Raw genomic sequence first — 16,939 nt, 5'->3', positions numbered from 1 at the left:
CTGGTTGGCCGCAATGGTAGGTCGCATGCTGGCGCCAGGCCATCAAAAATTACTTTCGCGCCTTGGACCAAATTTGCATTCAAGACCCAAATTGGCCTCAAGGCAGTCGACAAGAGCGCTGGCAGCTATTGTTTTAATAGCAACTCAAACCAGCTCGGAGGTGCTGTCCGAGGCCTGAGCCAGCAATTCAGGCTCCTGCGCCTCCCCCGCGTAGCAGCGCACCTGCATGCGCCCGGAACGCTTGGCCGCGTACATGGCGGTGTCGGCGTGACGCGCCAGTTCTTCAAAGGCACTGCCGTGCTGCGGGAACAGCGCCAGCCCTGCGCTGAGACCCACGCGGACTTCGTGGCCCTGCAGGTCGAACGGCGCCTGGCACACGGCCAGTACCTTGCGCGCCACCACCGCGGACTGCTGCGGCCCGTCCAGGCCCGGCAGCAGCACCACGAACTCATCGCCCCCCTGGCGGCACACGGTGTCCGACTGACGCACCGCCGCCTGCATGCGGCGTGCAAACTGCACCAGCAATTCGTCACCCAGGTCGTGGCCCAGACGGTCATTGACCTGCTTGAAGCCATCCAGGTCGATGTACATCACGGCCAGCGACTTGCCCTCGCGCCGCGCCAACGCCAGCGCCTGGCGTGCGCGGTCCTGCAGCAGCACGCGGTTGGGCAGATCGGTCAGGGCGTCGTACTGGGCCAGGCGCGCCATGCGCTCGGCCAGGGCCATGGTTTCGGTCACGTCGTGCAGCACCATCACTGCACCATTGAGGTGACCGTGGCGATCGGTGATGGGGCTGGCGGTTTCCTCGACCACGTAGCGGTGTCCGTCCTTGCGGTGCAGCACCACGCCACGCGTAGGACCACAGGGCTTCCCCGACCCCAGGGCCTGGCGCACCGGGCTGGGTTCCACGCGCTCGCCATTGTTGCGATACAGCGGTGCCACGACATCCACATCCTGGTCCGCCGCATCGAAGGCCTGCCAGCCGGACATGCGCTGGGCCACCGGATTGATATAGGTGACACGCCCCTGCGCATCGGTACACAGCACCGCATCACCAATGGACTGGAGCGTCAGGCGCATGCGCTCCTTTTCGCTGAACAGCTCCTCCTCCATGCGCTTGCGTTCGGTGATGTCCGTCATCTGCGCAAACATGCCGCGCACCGGACCATCGTTCCCCTCGCAATCGGGGGTGTAGGTGATGTGGACGTGCCGCACCTCGCCCGACGCCGTGGTGACGGTGCGCTCGAACACCTGGGGGTGGCCCTGCAGCGCCTGCAGCACATAGGGCTGGACCATGGCGTAGCCATCGGCGCCCAGCACTTCGGCAGCGGTCTTGCCCTGCAGCGCCTCGGGGGGGCTGCCAAAGAATTCGCGACTGGTCTTGTTGATGAAACGGTTGCGCTGCTCCTGGTCCCAATAGCTGATGGTCGAGGGCAGGTTGTCCAGAATAGTGCGCAGGTAGTGCTCTGCCTGTTGCAGCTGGCTGGCCACCTGCTGGCGACGCCCCAGCTCGCGCGTGAACAAGACAGCCAAGCCCACGCAACCGGCCATGAGCACCAGGGCAAAAAAGGACAGTTGCAAGGCGCTCTTGCGCCAGTCGGCCAGAATCACATCGGTCGATTGGGCGACGTTCACCACCAGGGGATACGGCCCCACATGCCGAAAGGTATAGAAACGCTCCACACCATCCAGCGCAGCCACCCCCACGAAGCTGCCCGAGCGCTCCGACAAAAACCGCAGCATGTTCGGCGTACCGGCAAGGGACTTGCCCACATGGTCATCCCCATAGGGATAACGGCTGACGATGGTGCCGCTACCGAGGAACAGGTTCACACCGCTGCCCGGCCCCAGGTCCAGTGATTTGAACAACTCGTTGAAATAGCTCAGTCGGATGGAGCTGACCACCACCCCGGCCACGCGCCCATTCTCCCCCCGGTAGGCCCGTGCCACCGGCAACATCCAGGTCTGCGTGACCCTGCCCAGCACAGGCTGCCCGATCACCAGGCCTTCCTTCTCGCCCCGCATCAAGGCCTGGAAATAGTCACGGTCAGCGTAGTTGGCCGTGCGCGGCGGCATGGCGCCCGAGTCGATGACGATTTCACCCTGGCTGTTGATGACATACACATCCATGATGCCGGCGGCACGCAGGGGGCGGTCAAAAAGCACCGTGTTGCGCACTTCCTGCTGCAGTTGCATGACCTCGGGATGTTCCAGCTTGGTCGCAACGTCCTGCAGCGACTGGTCCATCGCACTGAGCGTCCAGCCCAGGGACTGCTCCAGCGCCTTCACCAGATTGGCGTTGTTACGCTCGGCAAAGGCCCACTCGTCCTGGCGCATGGTCCAGACCGTGCGCGCCACCATCGATCCAATCCCCATGCTCAGCAGCAGGGCGAGCCAGATCGGACGTTGGGATAGGAATCGGCGCATCGCGTTGGTGGGGTGTGCGCTCTGGATTGTAGGGGCGAAGTAGCGAGACGCACGCCGCTGTCAGAGCGCCGACACCAGGGTGTCAGCGCCGGGCAACCCCTGCGCCCCGCACCTCGATGCGCAGCTCGTCGAGCACCCGCCCCCGCGCATCGGTCAGCTGCACCACATGCCGCCCTGGCCACGGCAGCCAGGCCACTTGCGCGCCCCGGCCCAGGGGTTTGCCATCCATGCGCCAGCGCAGGCCCGGCGCCGAGGCGGGCGAGGCCATGAAGTGCACGCGCTGGTGCTGCGGTGGAATATCGGGGTCCAATGCCACGATGCTGCCCGGCGCGGGCGCCGCAATGCGCACCGCACCCATCACCTCGGAATCTAAGCCAAATTGGCCTTTTGCGCTCGTCAAATAAGCGCTATCAGCTACATTATTAATAGCAAACAATGCTTGCTGCGTGCCCGCCACAAACCACTCGGTGCGCGCGGCCTCCAGCGGCACCTCCGCACCCGGCCCGGCGCCAAAGCGCACCGGCTGACGCACCAGCGCCGCAGGCGCCGCCGGGGCGCGGCTGGGACTGCGGGCATGCAGGTGCGCCATAAGTGCGGCCCAGATGGGCGCCGCCCCGCTGGTACCGCTGACCTCGTGCATGGGCGCCCCGCTGGCGTTGCCCACCCACACGCCCACGGTATAGCGGCTGGACCAGCCGATGGCCCAGTTGTCGCGCATATCCTTGCTGGTGCCGGTTTTCACCGCCGTCCAGGCGCGGGTGGCGAGCACGCTGTCGGTGCCGAAGGTGCGCGCACGGGCCAGCGGGTCGGCCAGGATGTCACCCACGATCCAGGCGGCGCCCTCATCCACCGCCCGGGTGAACGCAGGGCGCACGGGCCGCTCGGCGCGCAGCAGCGGCGCCACCGGGCTGTGGCGCCCGCCGTTGGCCAGCGCGCGGTAGGCATTGGCCAATGGCAGCAACGGCAGTTCAGCACTGCCCAACGCCAGGCTGTAGCCGTAGTAGCCCGCGCTCTCGCGCAGCGGCAGGCCCAGCGCCTGCAGTTGCCGGTAGAACGCGTCGGGCGACACCATGACCAGCGTGCGCACCGCAGGCACGTTGAGCGACGCGGCCAGCGCCGTGCGCACCGACACCCAGCCCTTGAACTGGCGGTCGTAGTTCTGCGGGATGTACAGCCCGCCCGGCGTGGCGATCTGCGCCGGTGAGTCTTCCACCAGCGAGGCCGCCGTGAGCCTGCGCTCGGCCAGCGCCTGCGCGTACAGAAACGGCTTGAGCGTGGAACCCGGCTGGCGCAGCGCCAGCACGCCATCAACCTCGGCAGCTCCGCTCAGGGCCCCCGACGAGCCCACCCAGGCCAGCACCTCGCCGCTGGCGTTGTCCAGCACCAGCACGGCCCCGTCTTCCACCTGACGGCCCTGCAGTTCACGCAGATGCTGGGTGAGCGACTGCACCGCAAAACGCTGCAGCGGCGCGCTGAGCGTGGTGCGCAGTTGCGCGCCTGGGGAGACCCCACCCTGCTGGGCCTGCGCCAGCGCACGGCGCGCCGCATGCGGAGCCACGCCTTCGCTGGCGGGCCAGGCGCGGCGCTGCAACGCGGCATGGGCCAACATCTCCAGCGCGGTGCAGTCTGCGGCCTGCGCCGCAACCGGCGGTGCCCGGCCGGTACGGGTGGGGGCCACCTGCATCTCACGCCACACACCGCAGGCCCGTTGCGCCACCTGGGCGGCACGCGCATTGGGGGCGCGCACCAGGGCCGCCGCCAGCGCCGCCTCCTGGGCATCGAGCCCATGCGCCGCCTTGCCAAACAGCGTGCGCGCCAGGGCATCAATGCCCACCACCTCGCCACGAAAGGGCACCAGGTTGAGATAGGCCTCCAGAATCTGGTCCTTGCGCCAGCGCCGATCCAGCACCTGCGCCGCCACCGTCTGCCCCAGCTTTTGCGCCACGCTGCGCCCACCGGGGCCCTGGCGCCAGTCTTCGTCGAGCAGGCCCGCCAACTGCATGGTCAGCGTGCTGGCACCCCGCGTGCGCGTGTTCCACAGATTGCCCCAGGCCGCCGCCGATGCGGCGCGCCAGTCCACTCCGCTGTGCTCATAAAAGCGCCGATCCTCGCTGAGCAACATGGCCTGGCGCAGCGCTGCCGACACCTCCGGCAAGGCCACCCACTGACCCCGGCGTACCGACGCATCGGTGCGCAGCCGCTGCAGCACCTCCCCCTCACGCGAGAGCACCAGCACCTCCGAGGGCTGGTGCGCGCGGCGGACTTCGTCGAAGGTGGGCAGGCCCCAGGCCACAGGCGCGCACACGGCCGCACACAGCACCAGACACCACTTTGCGAGCCCCATGCCTGTGCTGTACCTCATGCACTGAAGATCCGGCCCAGTCCCTGTGCGGCCATCATTGCGCTGGGACGACCTGCACCCGCCCATTCGGCACCTCGCCAAACATCTCCGGCGCGTACAAGGCCTCGGCGCGGCTGGGGGGCAGGGCAAAGTCGCCCACGTTGTTCAGGCGCACGGTGTACTCCATCTTGACGGTGCCCTTGGGCAGGTATTCGTAGTAGCTGCGGAAGGCCTCGAAGCTGCGCTCCTCGAAAGCAGGCCAGCCTGCGCCGCTGCGCCGCTCGCCCTGGGTGGCGATCTCGGAGTCGCGGCCCAGGCCGCTGCCCAGGATGGTGGCTCCTGCGGGCACGGGGTCGGTGATGGCGACCCAGGTCATGTCGGTCTGGCTGGTGACCTCCAAGGTCACGCGCAACACGTCGCCGCGCGTGTACTGGCCTGGCGGCAGCGCCTTGTTGGCCTGCTCGATGGGAGTCACCGTCTTGGCGATGCGGTAGCCCGCGCTGAACGGTGCCTTGAGCGCGATGGCCGCCACCGATTGCACGGTGAGCCAGGGCTTGCCCGGCCCCTGGTGTGCGACGGAAAGCTGCTCCTTGCCCGCACCCCAGGGCAGGAACATGCCGTTGCCGCGCAGCATGCCGGGGGCTGCCGGTGCACCAAACCAGGTGGTTTGGTGCGCGGCGCCGCTGGCGTCGCTGGGTTTGATGCGCTCGACCTTGCTCCAGTCCACGCTGGCGCTGGCGCCGCCCAGGCTGGCGCGGGTGGTGCCAGACACCGGGGTGGCCTCGAATTTGGCGCTGAATTTCTCCAGCGCCAGCCCGCCCCACAGGTTGGCCGTGGTGGTGTGCCAGGCGCCGCCCTGCTGGCGGCTGATGAAGCCGTTGGCCAGGCGGCCCATGTCGTCCTTCCAGGCCGGATCGTCCATCACGGCGAGCAGCAGGCGCGCGGTGTTGACGTCGCCGTTCTGCATGAGCCACCACCAGTAGTCGTCTTGCTCGGTGCTGAAGAGCAGCTTGGTGCCCTGGTAGGACAGGCGGGCCTTGAGGATTTGCTGCGCCTCCTGCAGGCGCTGTTCGCGCTGGGGTACGTCCTGCACGCGGCGCAGGATGTTGAGCCAGTCGATCACGCTGTGCGTGGGCCACTGGTTGGGCGCCACGGTGATGCTGGCCACCATGCGGCCCTGCGCCTTGCCGTAGCGCGACAGCGCCTCGATGGCGGCGAGCTTGCGCATGTCCAGGTCCTTGCGCGGGCTCCAGAAGCTGCGCTCGATGCGTCCTTCGATGAAGGCAGTGAGCCCGCGCTCCATGGGTGCGCGCACGTCGTCGGGCAAGGCGAAGGCGGGGTTGAGCGCGGCAGCCTCGTGCGTGGCGGCGAGCACATAGGCCGTGAGCGTGTCGCTGCCCCGGTTCGTGTCGCCGTCGCGCGGCGGGAAGTAGTGGGCCAGGCCATCGCCGTCCAGGTAGGTGGGCAGTTGCGCCACCACGGTCTGCCAGAGCTTGGCGTCACGCAGGCCCACGGCCTTGCTGGTCTTTTGCTCCAGGCAGGCAAAGGGGTAGCGCGCCCACCAGTCGCGCACGCCGGGCAGGCCTTCGGCCAGCTTGGGTTGCAGCGCGAGCTTGAGCCCGCCGCGCTTGGCACCGGTCTCGGGCAGCGCGTCAGCGGGTGCCTGCACCGGCAGCGTGTAGCTGCCATCGACCTGCACCAGCGTGGCCTGCTGCACTGTCAGCGGCACGGCGGGAATGATGCGCTGGCTGACCTTGAGGGCGTCGCGTGCCCCGCCGCCCTGGGCCTTGGCTTGCACCTCCCACAGCAGGGCCTGGGCGCGGGTCTGGCCCAATTGCTCGGGGGCGGTCACCATCCAGGCCAGCTCGCGCGCCTCGCCCGCAGGGATGTCCACGGTCTGGGGCTTGAGCTCAAGCAGCGTGGCGCGCGGTGCCACTTCCACCTGCATGGCCGCCTTGGTGGTGTTGCGCAACGTGAACTGGGCGCGGAACTGGTCGCCCTCACGTACCAGCGGTGGCAGGCCGCTGATGATCTGCAGGTCCTGCGTGGCACGAATGGACGTGCTGCCCGTGCCAAAGAGCCCGGTGGCGGCGTCGGCCACGGCCACGATCTTGAAGGTGGTGAGCGCGTCGTTCAGCGGCACCGTCACCTTGGCCTGGCCGTTGGCGTCGAGCTGGAGCGCGGGCTCCCACAGCAGCAAGGTGTCGAGCAGCTCGCGCGTGGGTGCACGCCCACCGCCGCCGCCCGCGGGCACGGCCTTGCGGCCGTAGTGGCGCCTGCCGATGATTTCCATCTGCGCAGTGGATGTCTGCACGCCCCAACTGCGGCGCTGCAGCATGGCGTCGAGCAGGTTCCAGCTGGTGTTGGGCATGAGTTCGAGCAGCGCCTGATCCACTGCAGCCAGCGCCACTTCGGCGTGGGCTGCGGGCTTGCCGTTGGGCAAGGTGGCCGTGATGGTGACCTGGGCCTTGCCACGCACAGGGTAGCTCTCCTTGTCGGCGTTGAGCTTGACGTTGATCTGGTGGCCTTTGGTGCCCACCTTGAGTTCCGCCGCGCCCAGGCGGAAGGCGGGCTTGGACAGGTCCACCAGCGCCGTGGGTGCCACGTATTCCTTGCCCTCGTACCAGAAGGCCGCCCACCATTCACGCGGCGCCTTGAAGCCCCAGGTGAAGAAGCTGTACCAGGGCACGTCGCGCAGTCGGCCGCGCAGCGCCAGCACGCTGACGTACACATTGGGGCCCCATCCGTCCTCGATCTTGAGGTGCACTGTGGGGTCCTTGCCGGTCAGCTCGACGACCTGGGTGGCAATGATGCCTTCGCGCTCCACCGCCACCAGCGCCGTGGCATAGCGGAAGGGCATGCGCACCTGCAGGCGCGCGGTTTCGCCGGGCTGGTAGCTCTTCTTCTCGGGCAGCAGGTCGATGCGGTCATGGTTCTCGCCACCAAACCACAGCTCGCCCTGGCGCGTGATCCACACGGACGACGCCGCATCCACCGTGTTGCCGGCCTTGTCGCGTGCCGTGGCCACCAATTCCACCTCGCCGCTCTGGTCGATCTTGGCTTCGCACAGCAGCAGGCCGCGCGCGTCGCTCTGGCCGGTGCAGACGGTACCCAGGTCCTTGGTCTCGACACGATGGTCGTAGCTGTAAAAGCCCCCCACCATGCGCTTGCGGCTGCTGGTGGTGATGCGTGCGATGGCCTGCACCTGCAACGGCACATCGGCAGCGGGCTTGCCATCGGGGGTGAGCGCCAGGGCCTGGAAGCGCAGCTTCTGGTTGGCCGAGGCCCAGCCTTCGGTCTTGATGCCCGCCAGCACTCCCGCAGGCCAGAGCGTGTGGGTGCTGCGCAGGGTTTGCACCTCGCCGTTGGGGTCGGCATAGGTGGCTTCGATGAGCAGGTCTTGCGCCGCCGGGGCGCGCGGCACGTTTTCCAGCACGACGCGGCCTGCACCATTGCGGTCCAGCGTGAGCGCAAGCTTGTCGGCCACCACGCGCGCATCCTGGCTGGCGGCCTCTTCTTCCTCGCCGTCGCCAGCTGCGGCAGCCTGGCGGTTGCGGGGGGGGCGGAAGCTGAATTCCTCGTAGTCACCAAACTGCAGCCACTTGGGCCGCACCAACGCAGACACACGCACCGGCAACTGGGCCGCCGCGCCACCCGCCACGTAGTTGACCTGCACGCTGGCAGGCACCGTGCGCACGTTGACCAGCGGGCCCTTGTCGGCCGGGCCCACACGCCCTTCCAGCACCGGCAGGCGGAATTCCTCGACACGGAAGCGCCCCGAGGTCAGGTACATGTCCATCTGCTCGCCGCGCAGTTCGACCTCGTACACACCGAGCTTGGCGGCTGGGGGCACGGCAAATTCGCTGTGTGCGCTCAGGCCACCGGTGGCGGTCTTGCGCCATTGCAAGGGCTGCGTGTACTGCTGCCCACTGCCCACATGGGTGATGACCAGCGTGTCCGGCCGACGCTCGGGCAGGCCAAAGCCCTTGCGCGTTTCGGTGCGCAGCAGGTGCTTCATGGACACGGTTTCCCCGGCGCGCAGCAGCGTGCGGTCGAACACGGTGTGCGCACGCGCATCCGGCTGCGGGCCGCTGCTGGTGGGCAGGTTGAAGCGCCAGGGCTCGATGCCGCGCTGCCACTCGCTCCAGGCAAAGGCCATGTCTTCCACACCGTCGGTGCCGCGCAGGCGCGCACTGACAAAGTAGCCGGCGCCAGCGTCACCGCCGTTCTCGCAATAAGGCGCCTCGGGTGACAGGCCTTCGATCCGCGCCAGGCCCTGGGCATCGGTGGTGCCGGTGGCCAGTTCCTTGCCGCTGCAGTCGGACACACGCACCTGCGCGCCCGCCACGGGCAGCCCCCGGTCGAGCGAGGTCACCCACACCAACGCGTTCTCGCGCCCCAGCTTGAAGTGCACGCCCAGGTTGGTGACCAGGGCCATGCTGCGCACGTACATGGTGCGCTCTTTGCCATGGCGCTCGTCCAGCAGCGAGGCACCCAGCAGCGGCGAGGCGATCTCAACCACGTGGAAGCCCGGCGCCAGCGGGATGCCCACCACCTCGAAAGGCCGCTTATCGCCCTTGTCGGGGCGGGGCAGGTCCAGCGCGCGCACGCCCGGCTGGCCGCCCAGCAGCGAGAGCATGCGCGTTTGCACCACGCTTTTGTCCTCCTGCTCCAGCACCTTGGGCAGGGCGCCCTTCACCTCGCGCCGCGCCTGGCTGCGGTCGATGAAAAAGCGGTCGTAGCGCTGCACCTTGTGGAACCAGGCAATGATGTCCGCGTCCTGCGTGGGCCGCAGCGTGCTGACCTTGCCACGGGGCGGCTGAGCGTCCGTGCCCGCCTGCAGCCCCTGCACGCGCAGGTCGGGCTCCACGTTGCGCAGCGTGACGGGAAACAGCGCCGGGCCCTGCGGGCCTTCGGCAAAGCGCTCGACGATGCCAAAGGGCGACGCGGCAAACTTGGCCAGCGGCGGCAAACCACCCGTAGCCACCTTGAGCGGAAAGCTCTGCGCGTTGGCCAGGGGCCGGCCCGAGGCGTCCTTCAGGTCCTTGGGCAACTCCAGCGCGTAGGTCGTGCTCTCGGTCAGGGGCGGGGCAAACTGCACGCTGCTCACCAGCTCGTCGGCCTGGTGTGCTTGCGCCTCGCCGCCGTCGTCTTCCTGCAGCCGGGGCTTGACCACCTCTTGGGCCGACTTGAGCCGCAGGCCCGCCGCCAGCTTGCGCGGTACCGGGGCACTGAACGTCACCGTGAGCGGGCGGATCGGCAGGCAGGCAGCCTGGGCGTTTTCGCGCTCGCAGGTGAATTCGGCGGTGAACGGCGCACGCACCTGGTAGGTGAAGCGCTTCTCCACCGCATTGGGCACGCCGCTGGGCGTGGCCACCCCCTTGCCCCACACCAACTGCACCTTGGTCGAAGGCGTAAAGCGCCGGGCGCAGGCCAGCGTCTGCACCGCCAGCGGCTCCTGCGCCGCACGTCGCTCCAGGCCCTGGGCCTTGAGCAGGGCCGCACGCTCCTTGCCATCCACCAGGCGCACCGGCACGCGCTCTCCCACGCCGTCGAGCTGGCACCAGGCATAGGCCTGCACGCTCTCCAGCGTGGCGGGGCCGTTGAGCTGCAGCACGAAATACTGCTCTTCGTCGATGGGCTCGTAGGTGCCGGGACGCAGGTTCTGCACGAAAGGCCCGCCGCTATTGAATTGATAGCTAGCAGCGCCCTTCAATGGGGCGCCAGAGGCCGATTTGAAGTCAGACTTGATGTGCGCCGTGCAGCGCACCCCCGGTGGCAGGTCGCGCTCGAAGTCATACACCCATTCGCGCTCGCTGGTCCAGCGGCCCGTGCCCTTGCTGACCTGCGCGTCGCTGCAGCGCAGTTCCAGCGGCGCCGGGGCCTTGGGATCACCGAAGGTGATGGCGGCACTGTCGAACTTGGCCACCACCTGGCGCACCCGCGCCACCTCACCCTGCGGCGAAAACTGGGTGATCTGCAAAGCCTGGGCGCTGCCAGCGGCCAGCAGGCCGAGCAGCCAGAGACTTTTTGGGATGGATTTCACACTGCCCCCTCACGAATAGAACCTGCAAGCGTACCCAATGCACTGGGCAGGCATATGGCCGTTGCATGTGCTTACACATTGTTCGGGCCGCCTCCAGCGCCCCGGTCATGGGACCTGCCTAGAATCCGCCCCCACCATGACACAAGAGAGGGAAGCGGATGATCAAGAAGATAGCCATTGTCGTGGCGGTGGTGGCTGCCGGGTGGTACTCGCAAGTCGGCGGGCGACAAATCAACGAAAGCCAGGTGCAGGACTTTTACCGCCAGGAGTCCCAGGCGTTCTATGCCCGCGACCCCGAAGCCATGTGCAAGCTCATCAGCACCAAGTTCCATGGTACTGAGCGCATCAAGATGATGGGCGAGAGCCGGGAAGCGACGACCACCCGCGACCAAACCTGTGAAAGCTACCGCGCGGCCTTTGATTCTTTCGAAAAAATGGGCGGCAAGATGGGCGGCATTCTGTCGATGGAATACTCGCAAAATATCGACCACATCGAAATCGCTCCCCACCGCAAGAGCGCCCGTGTGACCGGCACCAAGACCCTGAAAATGGGCGGCGCGATCATGGAATTCAACATCCGCTTCACCGAGGACATCGAGCGCGAATGGGGCCAGGCCAAGATGGTGCGCTCCGATACCACCACCCGCGTGGTCATGATGGGCGACAGCGGCATGAAGCAGAGCGACTTCTTCCGCTAGGCTTTGCAGACACCGGCGGATCGGTGAAAACCCATACCGCCGCAACGGTTCGTTGGCTTGTCAGCCTGGCACGGCTGTGCCATCCTGCGGCAAGAAATTTTTGCCCCGCCCATGCCGCTTGACACTCCCTTTGCCCAAGAGCTCTGCGACCTGTTGCACGCAGAGTTGGGCTTGGTGTGCAGCTTCATGGATGCCGACGGGCGCATCGTGGCGTCCAGCGAGCGCCAGCGCCTGGGCAGCATCCACCCGATAGCGCAGCGCATTGCGCGCGGCGAGATGGACGAATACCGCGTGAGCGCAGAGGAAGCGCGGCAGTCCACCACCGTGCGCGAAGGCATCAACATGGGCATAGACCTGGCGGGCCGACGCCTGGCCTGTTTTGCCATTGCCGGGCCGCTGGACGTGGTGCGGCCACTGGCACGGATTGTGTGCTTTTGCGTGACCTCCTTGCTGCAGATCCGTCAGGAGGAGCCTCCTGCACTGGCGCCACAGCCACCAGGCACCAGCACCGACCTGATCGAGCTGCTCAGCCATGCCAGCCAGAGCGTCGAATCCAGCCTGGCCCGGCTGCACGAAGCCGTCAACCACATCGACCAGGGCATCACCCTGTTCGACCCACAGCTGCGGCTCGTGGTGTGGAACCAGCGCTTCCTCGAGCTGATTGGCTGGCCCACGGATGCCGCCTGCCTGGGCCAGCCCATGACGGCCTTGCTGCGCAGCTACGCGCAGCACACCGGCCAGGCCACTGACGATGAGGCACTGCAGGCCCTGGTGGCCCGCCGGGTGGAGCGGGTGCGCGAAGGCCAGACCAACCACTTTGAATACGCCAGCCCCACGGGGACCGTGCTGGCCGTTGTGGACCGGCCACTGGCCGATGGCAGCGTGGTGTCCACCTACACCGACATCACCGAGAAGCACCGCGCCGATGCCGCCCTGCGCGAAGCCTACGCCCATGCCGAACGCCTGGTGCAAGAGCGTACGCGCCAGATCTCCGACTTTGCCAACCTGTCTTCCGACTGGTTTTGGGAGCAGGACGCGGACTTTCGCTTTACCCGCTTTTTCGGCCACTCCACAGAAAAGCTGCGCCGCAACCCCAAGGACTTCGAAGGCAAGCGGCGCTGGGACATGCCCATCCAGGGCGTATCCCCCGAACAACTGGCAGAACACATTGCCTGCCATGAACGGCATGAGCCATTTCGCCGCTTCGAGTATGAAATCACGGCGGCCGACGGAAGCATCCAGTACTTCTCGGTCAGCGGCGCCCCCCGGTTCGATGACCAAGGCCGCTTTCTGGGCTACCACGGCATGGGCAGCAACCTGACCGAACTGCGCCGTGCCGAGTTGGCCATCCATGAACGCGAACGCCAACTCGCCCAGATCGTAGACGGCACACCACTGGCCACCTTCGTCATTGACGCACAGCACCGCGCCACCCACTGGAACCGTGCCTGCACGGCACTCACCGGCGTAGATGCCGCCACGGTCATCGGCCGTGGCGAGGTCTGGCGCGCGGTGTACCCCAGCCAGCGCCCGACCTTGGCCGACCTGTTGGTGGCCCAGGCCAGCGACGAAACGCTGGCCGAGCATTACACCTATTTCAGACAATCGGTCTTGATGGCAGGCGCACTGGAAGCCGAGCTCCTGCTCCCCGGCGATGGACAGGGACGCGAAGATCGATGGCTGTACGTCACGGCCGCACCGCTGCGCAATGCGCGAGGCGAATTGACGGGCGCCATCGAAACCCTGCAGAACGTGACCGGGCGCAAGCGCGACCAACGGCTGCTGGAAGAACGCAGCAGCGCGCTGCAACAGGCCTACGAGCAAATGGAGCAGCGCGTACAGGAGCGCACCGAGGAGCTGTCACGGCAACTGAGCTTCATGCAGCAACTCATCGAGGCCATCCCCAGCCCGTTGTTCTACAAGGACGCCCAGGCACGCTATCTGGGCTGCAACAGTGCCTTTGAAGCCTTCATCGGCGCACCCGCGTCGAGCATCATTGGAAAGACGCCGCACGACATTGCGCCCCCCGCTCTGGCAGACCGCTATCTGGCCGCCGACCGGGAAATTCTGGACCAGCCAGGCAAACAAATCTACGAAAGCCAGGTACGCCACGCCGACGGACAGCTGCACGACGTGATGTTCCACAAGGCCACCTTCACCCACCCCGACGGCAGCGTGGGCGGACTGGTGGGCGTGATGCTGGACATCACCGAGCGCAAGCGCATGGAGAACGACCTGCGCCAGGCAGCCACGGTGTTCGACAACAGCGCCGAGGGTGTGATCATCGCCGAGAAGAACGGCACCATCATCGGCGTGAACCGGGCGTTCTGCACCATCACCGGCTATGCGCGCGACGAGGTGATCGGCCAGTCGCCGCGCATGCTCCAGTCCGGGCGGCACGACCGCCGGTTCTACAGCGGCATGTGGGAGACGATCGGCCAGCATGGCCGCTGGCAGGGCGAGGTTTGGAACCGGCGCAAGAACGGCAAGGTGTACCCACAGTGGCTGTCCATCACGGCCGTGCGCGACGCCCAAGGCCAGCCCACCCACTATGTGGCCACCTTCTCGGACATCACGCACCAGAAGCAGAACGAGGAACGCATCCAATTGCTGGCGTTCTCCGACCCGCTGACGGGCCTGCCCAACCGCAGGCTGCTGCTGGACCGCCTGGAGCACGCGCTGATCGTGAGTGCGCGCAATCAGCATCGCGGAGCGCTGTTCTTCATCGATCTGGACGACTTCAAGGGCCTCAACGACACGCGTGGACACTACATCGGCGACCTGCTGCTGCAACACGTGGGCAAGCGCCTGGTGGCCTGCGTGAGCGAGGGCGACACCGTGGCCCGGCTCGGTGGGGACGAGTTCGTCATCATGCTCGAAGGCCTGGGGCAGGATGCGATGCAGGCACTCAAGCAGGCCGAGGCCGTGGGTGCCAAGATTCTGCTGGCCCTCAACGAACCCTACACGCTGCAGGGCACGGTGCACCACAACACGCCCAGCATTGGCGTAGCGCTGTTTGGTGAGCCCCAGGGCACTGTGGAAGATCTGCTCAAGCAGGCCGACCTGGCCATGTACCGGGCCAAGGCTTCGGGCCGCAACGCGCTGTGCTTTTTCGACCCACAGATGCAGTCGACGCTGGCCGAGCGCGTGGGGCTGGAGAAAGAGCTGCGCGCAGCACTGGAGGGCCAGGATTTCGTGCTGCATTACCAACCCCAGGTGAACGAGGCCGGCGCCATGATCGGCGTGGAGGCGCTGGTGCGCTGGCAGCACCCGCAGCGCGGCACCGTGTCACCCGCCGAGTTCATCCCACTGGCAGAGGACACGGGGCTGATCCTGCCTCTCGGGCGCTGGGTGCTGGAAACCGCCTGCCGCCAACTGGCCGTGTGGGCCCAGCGCACGGACCGTAGGCACCTGACCATGGCGGTCAATGTCAGCGCCCGGCAGTTCCACCATGCGGGGTTTGTGGAGCAGGTGCTCGGCGTGCTGGAGCAGACCGGCGCACCGGCCCAAAGGCTCAAGCTGGAACTGACCGAAAGCCTCCTGATCACCAACGTGGAGGAAGTGGTCACCAAGATGGATGCGCTCAAGGCACGGGGCGTGTGCTTTTCGCTCGACGATTTCGGGACCGGCTATTCCTCGCTGGCCTACCTCAAGCGCCTGCCGCTGGACCAGCTCAAGATCGACCAGGGCTTTGTCCGCCATGTGCTGACCGAAGCCAACGACGCCGCCATCGCCCGCATGGTCATTGCGCTGTCCGAAAGCCTGGGGCTGGAAGTCATTGCCGAAGGCGTGGAGCATGTGGAGCAGCGCGATTTCCTGGCGCGCCACGGCTGCCATGCGTACCAGGGCTATTTCTTCAGCCGCCCCCTGCCGATCAATGCCCTGGAAGCCTACGCCGATGCCCGGCAGGCAGCCACCTACCTGTTGGCTGGCGAAGGCATTTGAGTTCCGATCGACGCGTCAGACGGCCAGCCGCGCCTGGTGGCGCGCAATCTGCGCACGCACCTGCGCGGGTGCCGTGCCGCCCAGGGTGTTGCGCGCGCCGAGCGAGCCGCGCAGGCTCAAACATTCGTACACGTCCTTCTCGATGCTCGCGTGGAAGCCCTGGAGCACGGCCAGCGGCAGTTCCGACAGGTCGCAGGCATGGCTTTGCGCGGCCTTGACGGCGTGGGCCACGGTTTCATGCGCGTCACGGAAGGGCAGACCCTTCTTCACCAGGTAGTCGGCAAGGTCGGTGGCGGTGGCATAGCCCTTCTTGGCCGCGTCTTCCATGGCCTGGGGGTTGACGGTGATGCCGCCTTCCTTGGCGCCGCTGGCCGGGTTCATCTGGCCACCCACCATCTCGGCAAAGATGCGCAGCGTGTCTTTGAGCGTGTCCACGGTGTCGAACAGCGGCTCCTTGTCTTCCTGGTTGTCCTTGTTGTAGGCCAGGGGCTGGCCCTTCATCAGCGTGATCAGGCCCATGAGGTGGCCCACCACGCGGCCGGTCTTGCCACGCGCCAGTTCGGGCACATCGGGGTTCTTCTTCTGCGGCATGATCGAGCTGCCCGTGGTGAAGCGGTCAGCGATCTTGATGAAACCGAAGTTCTGGCTCATCCAGATGATGAGTTCTTCAGACAGGCGGCTCACGTGCACCATGCACAGGCTGGCAGCCGCCGTGAATTCGATGGCGAAGTCACGGTCGCTCACGGCGTCCAGGCTGTTCTGGCACACGCCGTCCATGCCCAGGGTTTTCGCCACACGCTCGCGGTCCAGCGGGTAGGTGGTGCCGGCGAGAGCCGCTGACCCCAGCGGCAGCACGTTGGTACGGCGGCGCACGTCCTGCATGCGATCGGCGTCGCGTGCGAACATTTCCACGTAGGCCAGCAGGTGGTGGGCAAAGCTCACGGGCTGGGCCACCTGCAGATGGGTGAAGCCGGGCAGGATGACGTCCACGTTCTTCTCCGCCACTTCCACCAGCGCCTTCTGCAGGTCGGTGAGCAGGCCGCCGATCAGATCGATCTCGCCACGCAGCCACAGGCGCACGTCGGTGGCCACCTGGTCGTTGCGGCTGCGGCCGGTGTGCAGGCGCTTGCCGGCATCGCCCACGAGCTGCGTCAGGCGCGCCTCGATGTTCAGGTGCACGTCTTCGAGATCGAGCTTCCACTCGAACTGGCCGGACGCGATCTCCTGGCTGATCTGCGCCATGCCGCGCTGGATGGCGGCGTGGTCGTCCTGGCCGATGATGCCCTGCGCCGCCAGCATTTCGGCATGTGCCAGGCTGCCCGCGATGTCGGCCTGCCACAGGCGCTTGTCGAAGAACACGCTGGAGGTGTAGCGCTTGACGAGGTCGCTCATGGGCTCGGAAAACAGCGCCGACCATGCCTGCGCCTTGGTGTCGAGCTGGTTGTGGGAAGGCTGGGTGGGTTGGCTGGTGGGCATGGGAGG

6 protein-coding genes are annotated in these 16,939 nt (G+C 66.9%); 2 read left to right on the top strand and 4 right to left on the bottom strand.

Annotation, left to right across the window (positions count from 1 at the left end):
- Positions 1 to 144: 144 nt before the first annotated feature.
- From MJ602_RS02870 to MJ602_RS02860, 3 genes are all read right to left on the bottom strand, one after another.
- On the bottom strand, positions 145 to 2,427 hold the full coding sequence (locus MJ602_RS02870; protein ID WP_243019329.1) for a sensor domain-containing diguanylate cyclase: 2,283 nt from the start codon (positions 2,425 to 2,427) through the stop codon (positions 145 to 147).
- An 82-nt stretch (positions 2,428 to 2,509) separates the two neighbouring features.
- Positions 2,510 to 4,771, bottom strand: coding sequence for a penicillin-binding protein 1C (gene pbpC / locus MJ602_RS02865; protein ID WP_243019328.1), 2,262 nt, complete (start codon positions 4,769 to 4,771; stop codon positions 2,510 to 2,512).
- Positions 4,772 to 4,823: 52 nt separating this feature from the next.
- The gene (locus MJ602_RS02860; RefSeq protein WP_243019327.1) at positions 4,824 to 10,814 is read right to left on the bottom strand and encodes an alpha-2-macroglobulin family protein; all 5,991 of its coding nucleotides are present in this window, start codon (positions 10,812 to 10,814) and stop codon (positions 4,824 to 4,826) included.
- A gap of 158 nt (positions 10,815 to 10,972) precedes the next feature.
- Between MJ602_RS02860 and MJ602_RS02855 the strand changes: the two genes are divergently transcribed.
- Positions 10,973 to 11,512, top strand: coding sequence for a hypothetical protein (locus MJ602_RS02855; RefSeq protein ID WP_162017326.1), 540 nt, complete (start codon positions 10,973 to 10,975; stop codon positions 11,510 to 11,512).
- Between the two features lie 111 nt (positions 11,513 to 11,623).
- On the top strand, positions 11,624 to 15,457 hold the full coding sequence (locus MJ602_RS02850; RefSeq protein ID WP_243019326.1) for an EAL domain-containing protein: 3,834 nt from the start codon (positions 11,624 to 11,626) through the stop codon (positions 15,455 to 15,457).
- A 15-nt stretch (positions 15,458 to 15,472) separates the two neighbouring features.
- Here the strand turns inward: MJ602_RS02850 and argH are convergent, their stop codons facing one another.
- The gene (gene argH / locus MJ602_RS02845) at positions 15,473 to 16,933 is read right to left on the bottom strand and encodes an argininosuccinate lyase (RefSeq protein WP_243019325.1); all 1,461 of its coding nucleotides are present in this window, start codon (positions 16,931 to 16,933) and stop codon (positions 15,473 to 15,475) included.
- Between the last annotated feature and the right edge of the window lie 6 nt (positions 16,934 to 16,939).

This window comes from Simplicispira sedimenti, assembly GCF_022760965.1.
Classification (GTDB): Bacteria; Pseudomonadota; Gammaproteobacteria; order Burkholderiales; family Burkholderiaceae_C; genus Simplicispira; species Simplicispira sedimenti.
Note: the sequence above shows the minus strand (reverse complement) of the source record. Positions and strands in the feature narration are given on the sequence as shown.

Bases quoted from the DNA above. Each gene is read 5' to 3' on its own strand.
- pbpC (WP_243019328.1), bottom strand. From the start codon at position 4,771: ATGGGGCTCGCAAAGTGGTGTCTGGTGCTGTGTGCGGCCGTGTGCGCG.
- argH (WP_243019325.1), bottom strand. From the start codon at position 16,933: ATGCCCACCAGCCAACCCACCCAGCCTTCCCACAACCAGCTCGACACC.
- MJ602_RS02870 (WP_243019329.1), bottom strand. From the start codon at position 2,427: ATGCGCCGATTCCTATCCCAACGTCCGATCTGGCTCGCCCTGCTGCTG.
- MJ602_RS02855 (WP_162017326.1), top strand. From the start codon at position 10,973: ATGATCAAGAAGATAGCCATTGTCGTGGCGGTGGTGGCTGCCGGGTGG.
- MJ602_RS02850 (WP_243019326.1), top strand. From the start codon at position 11,624: ATGCCGCTTGACACTCCCTTTGCCCAAGAGCTCTGCGACCTGTTGCAC.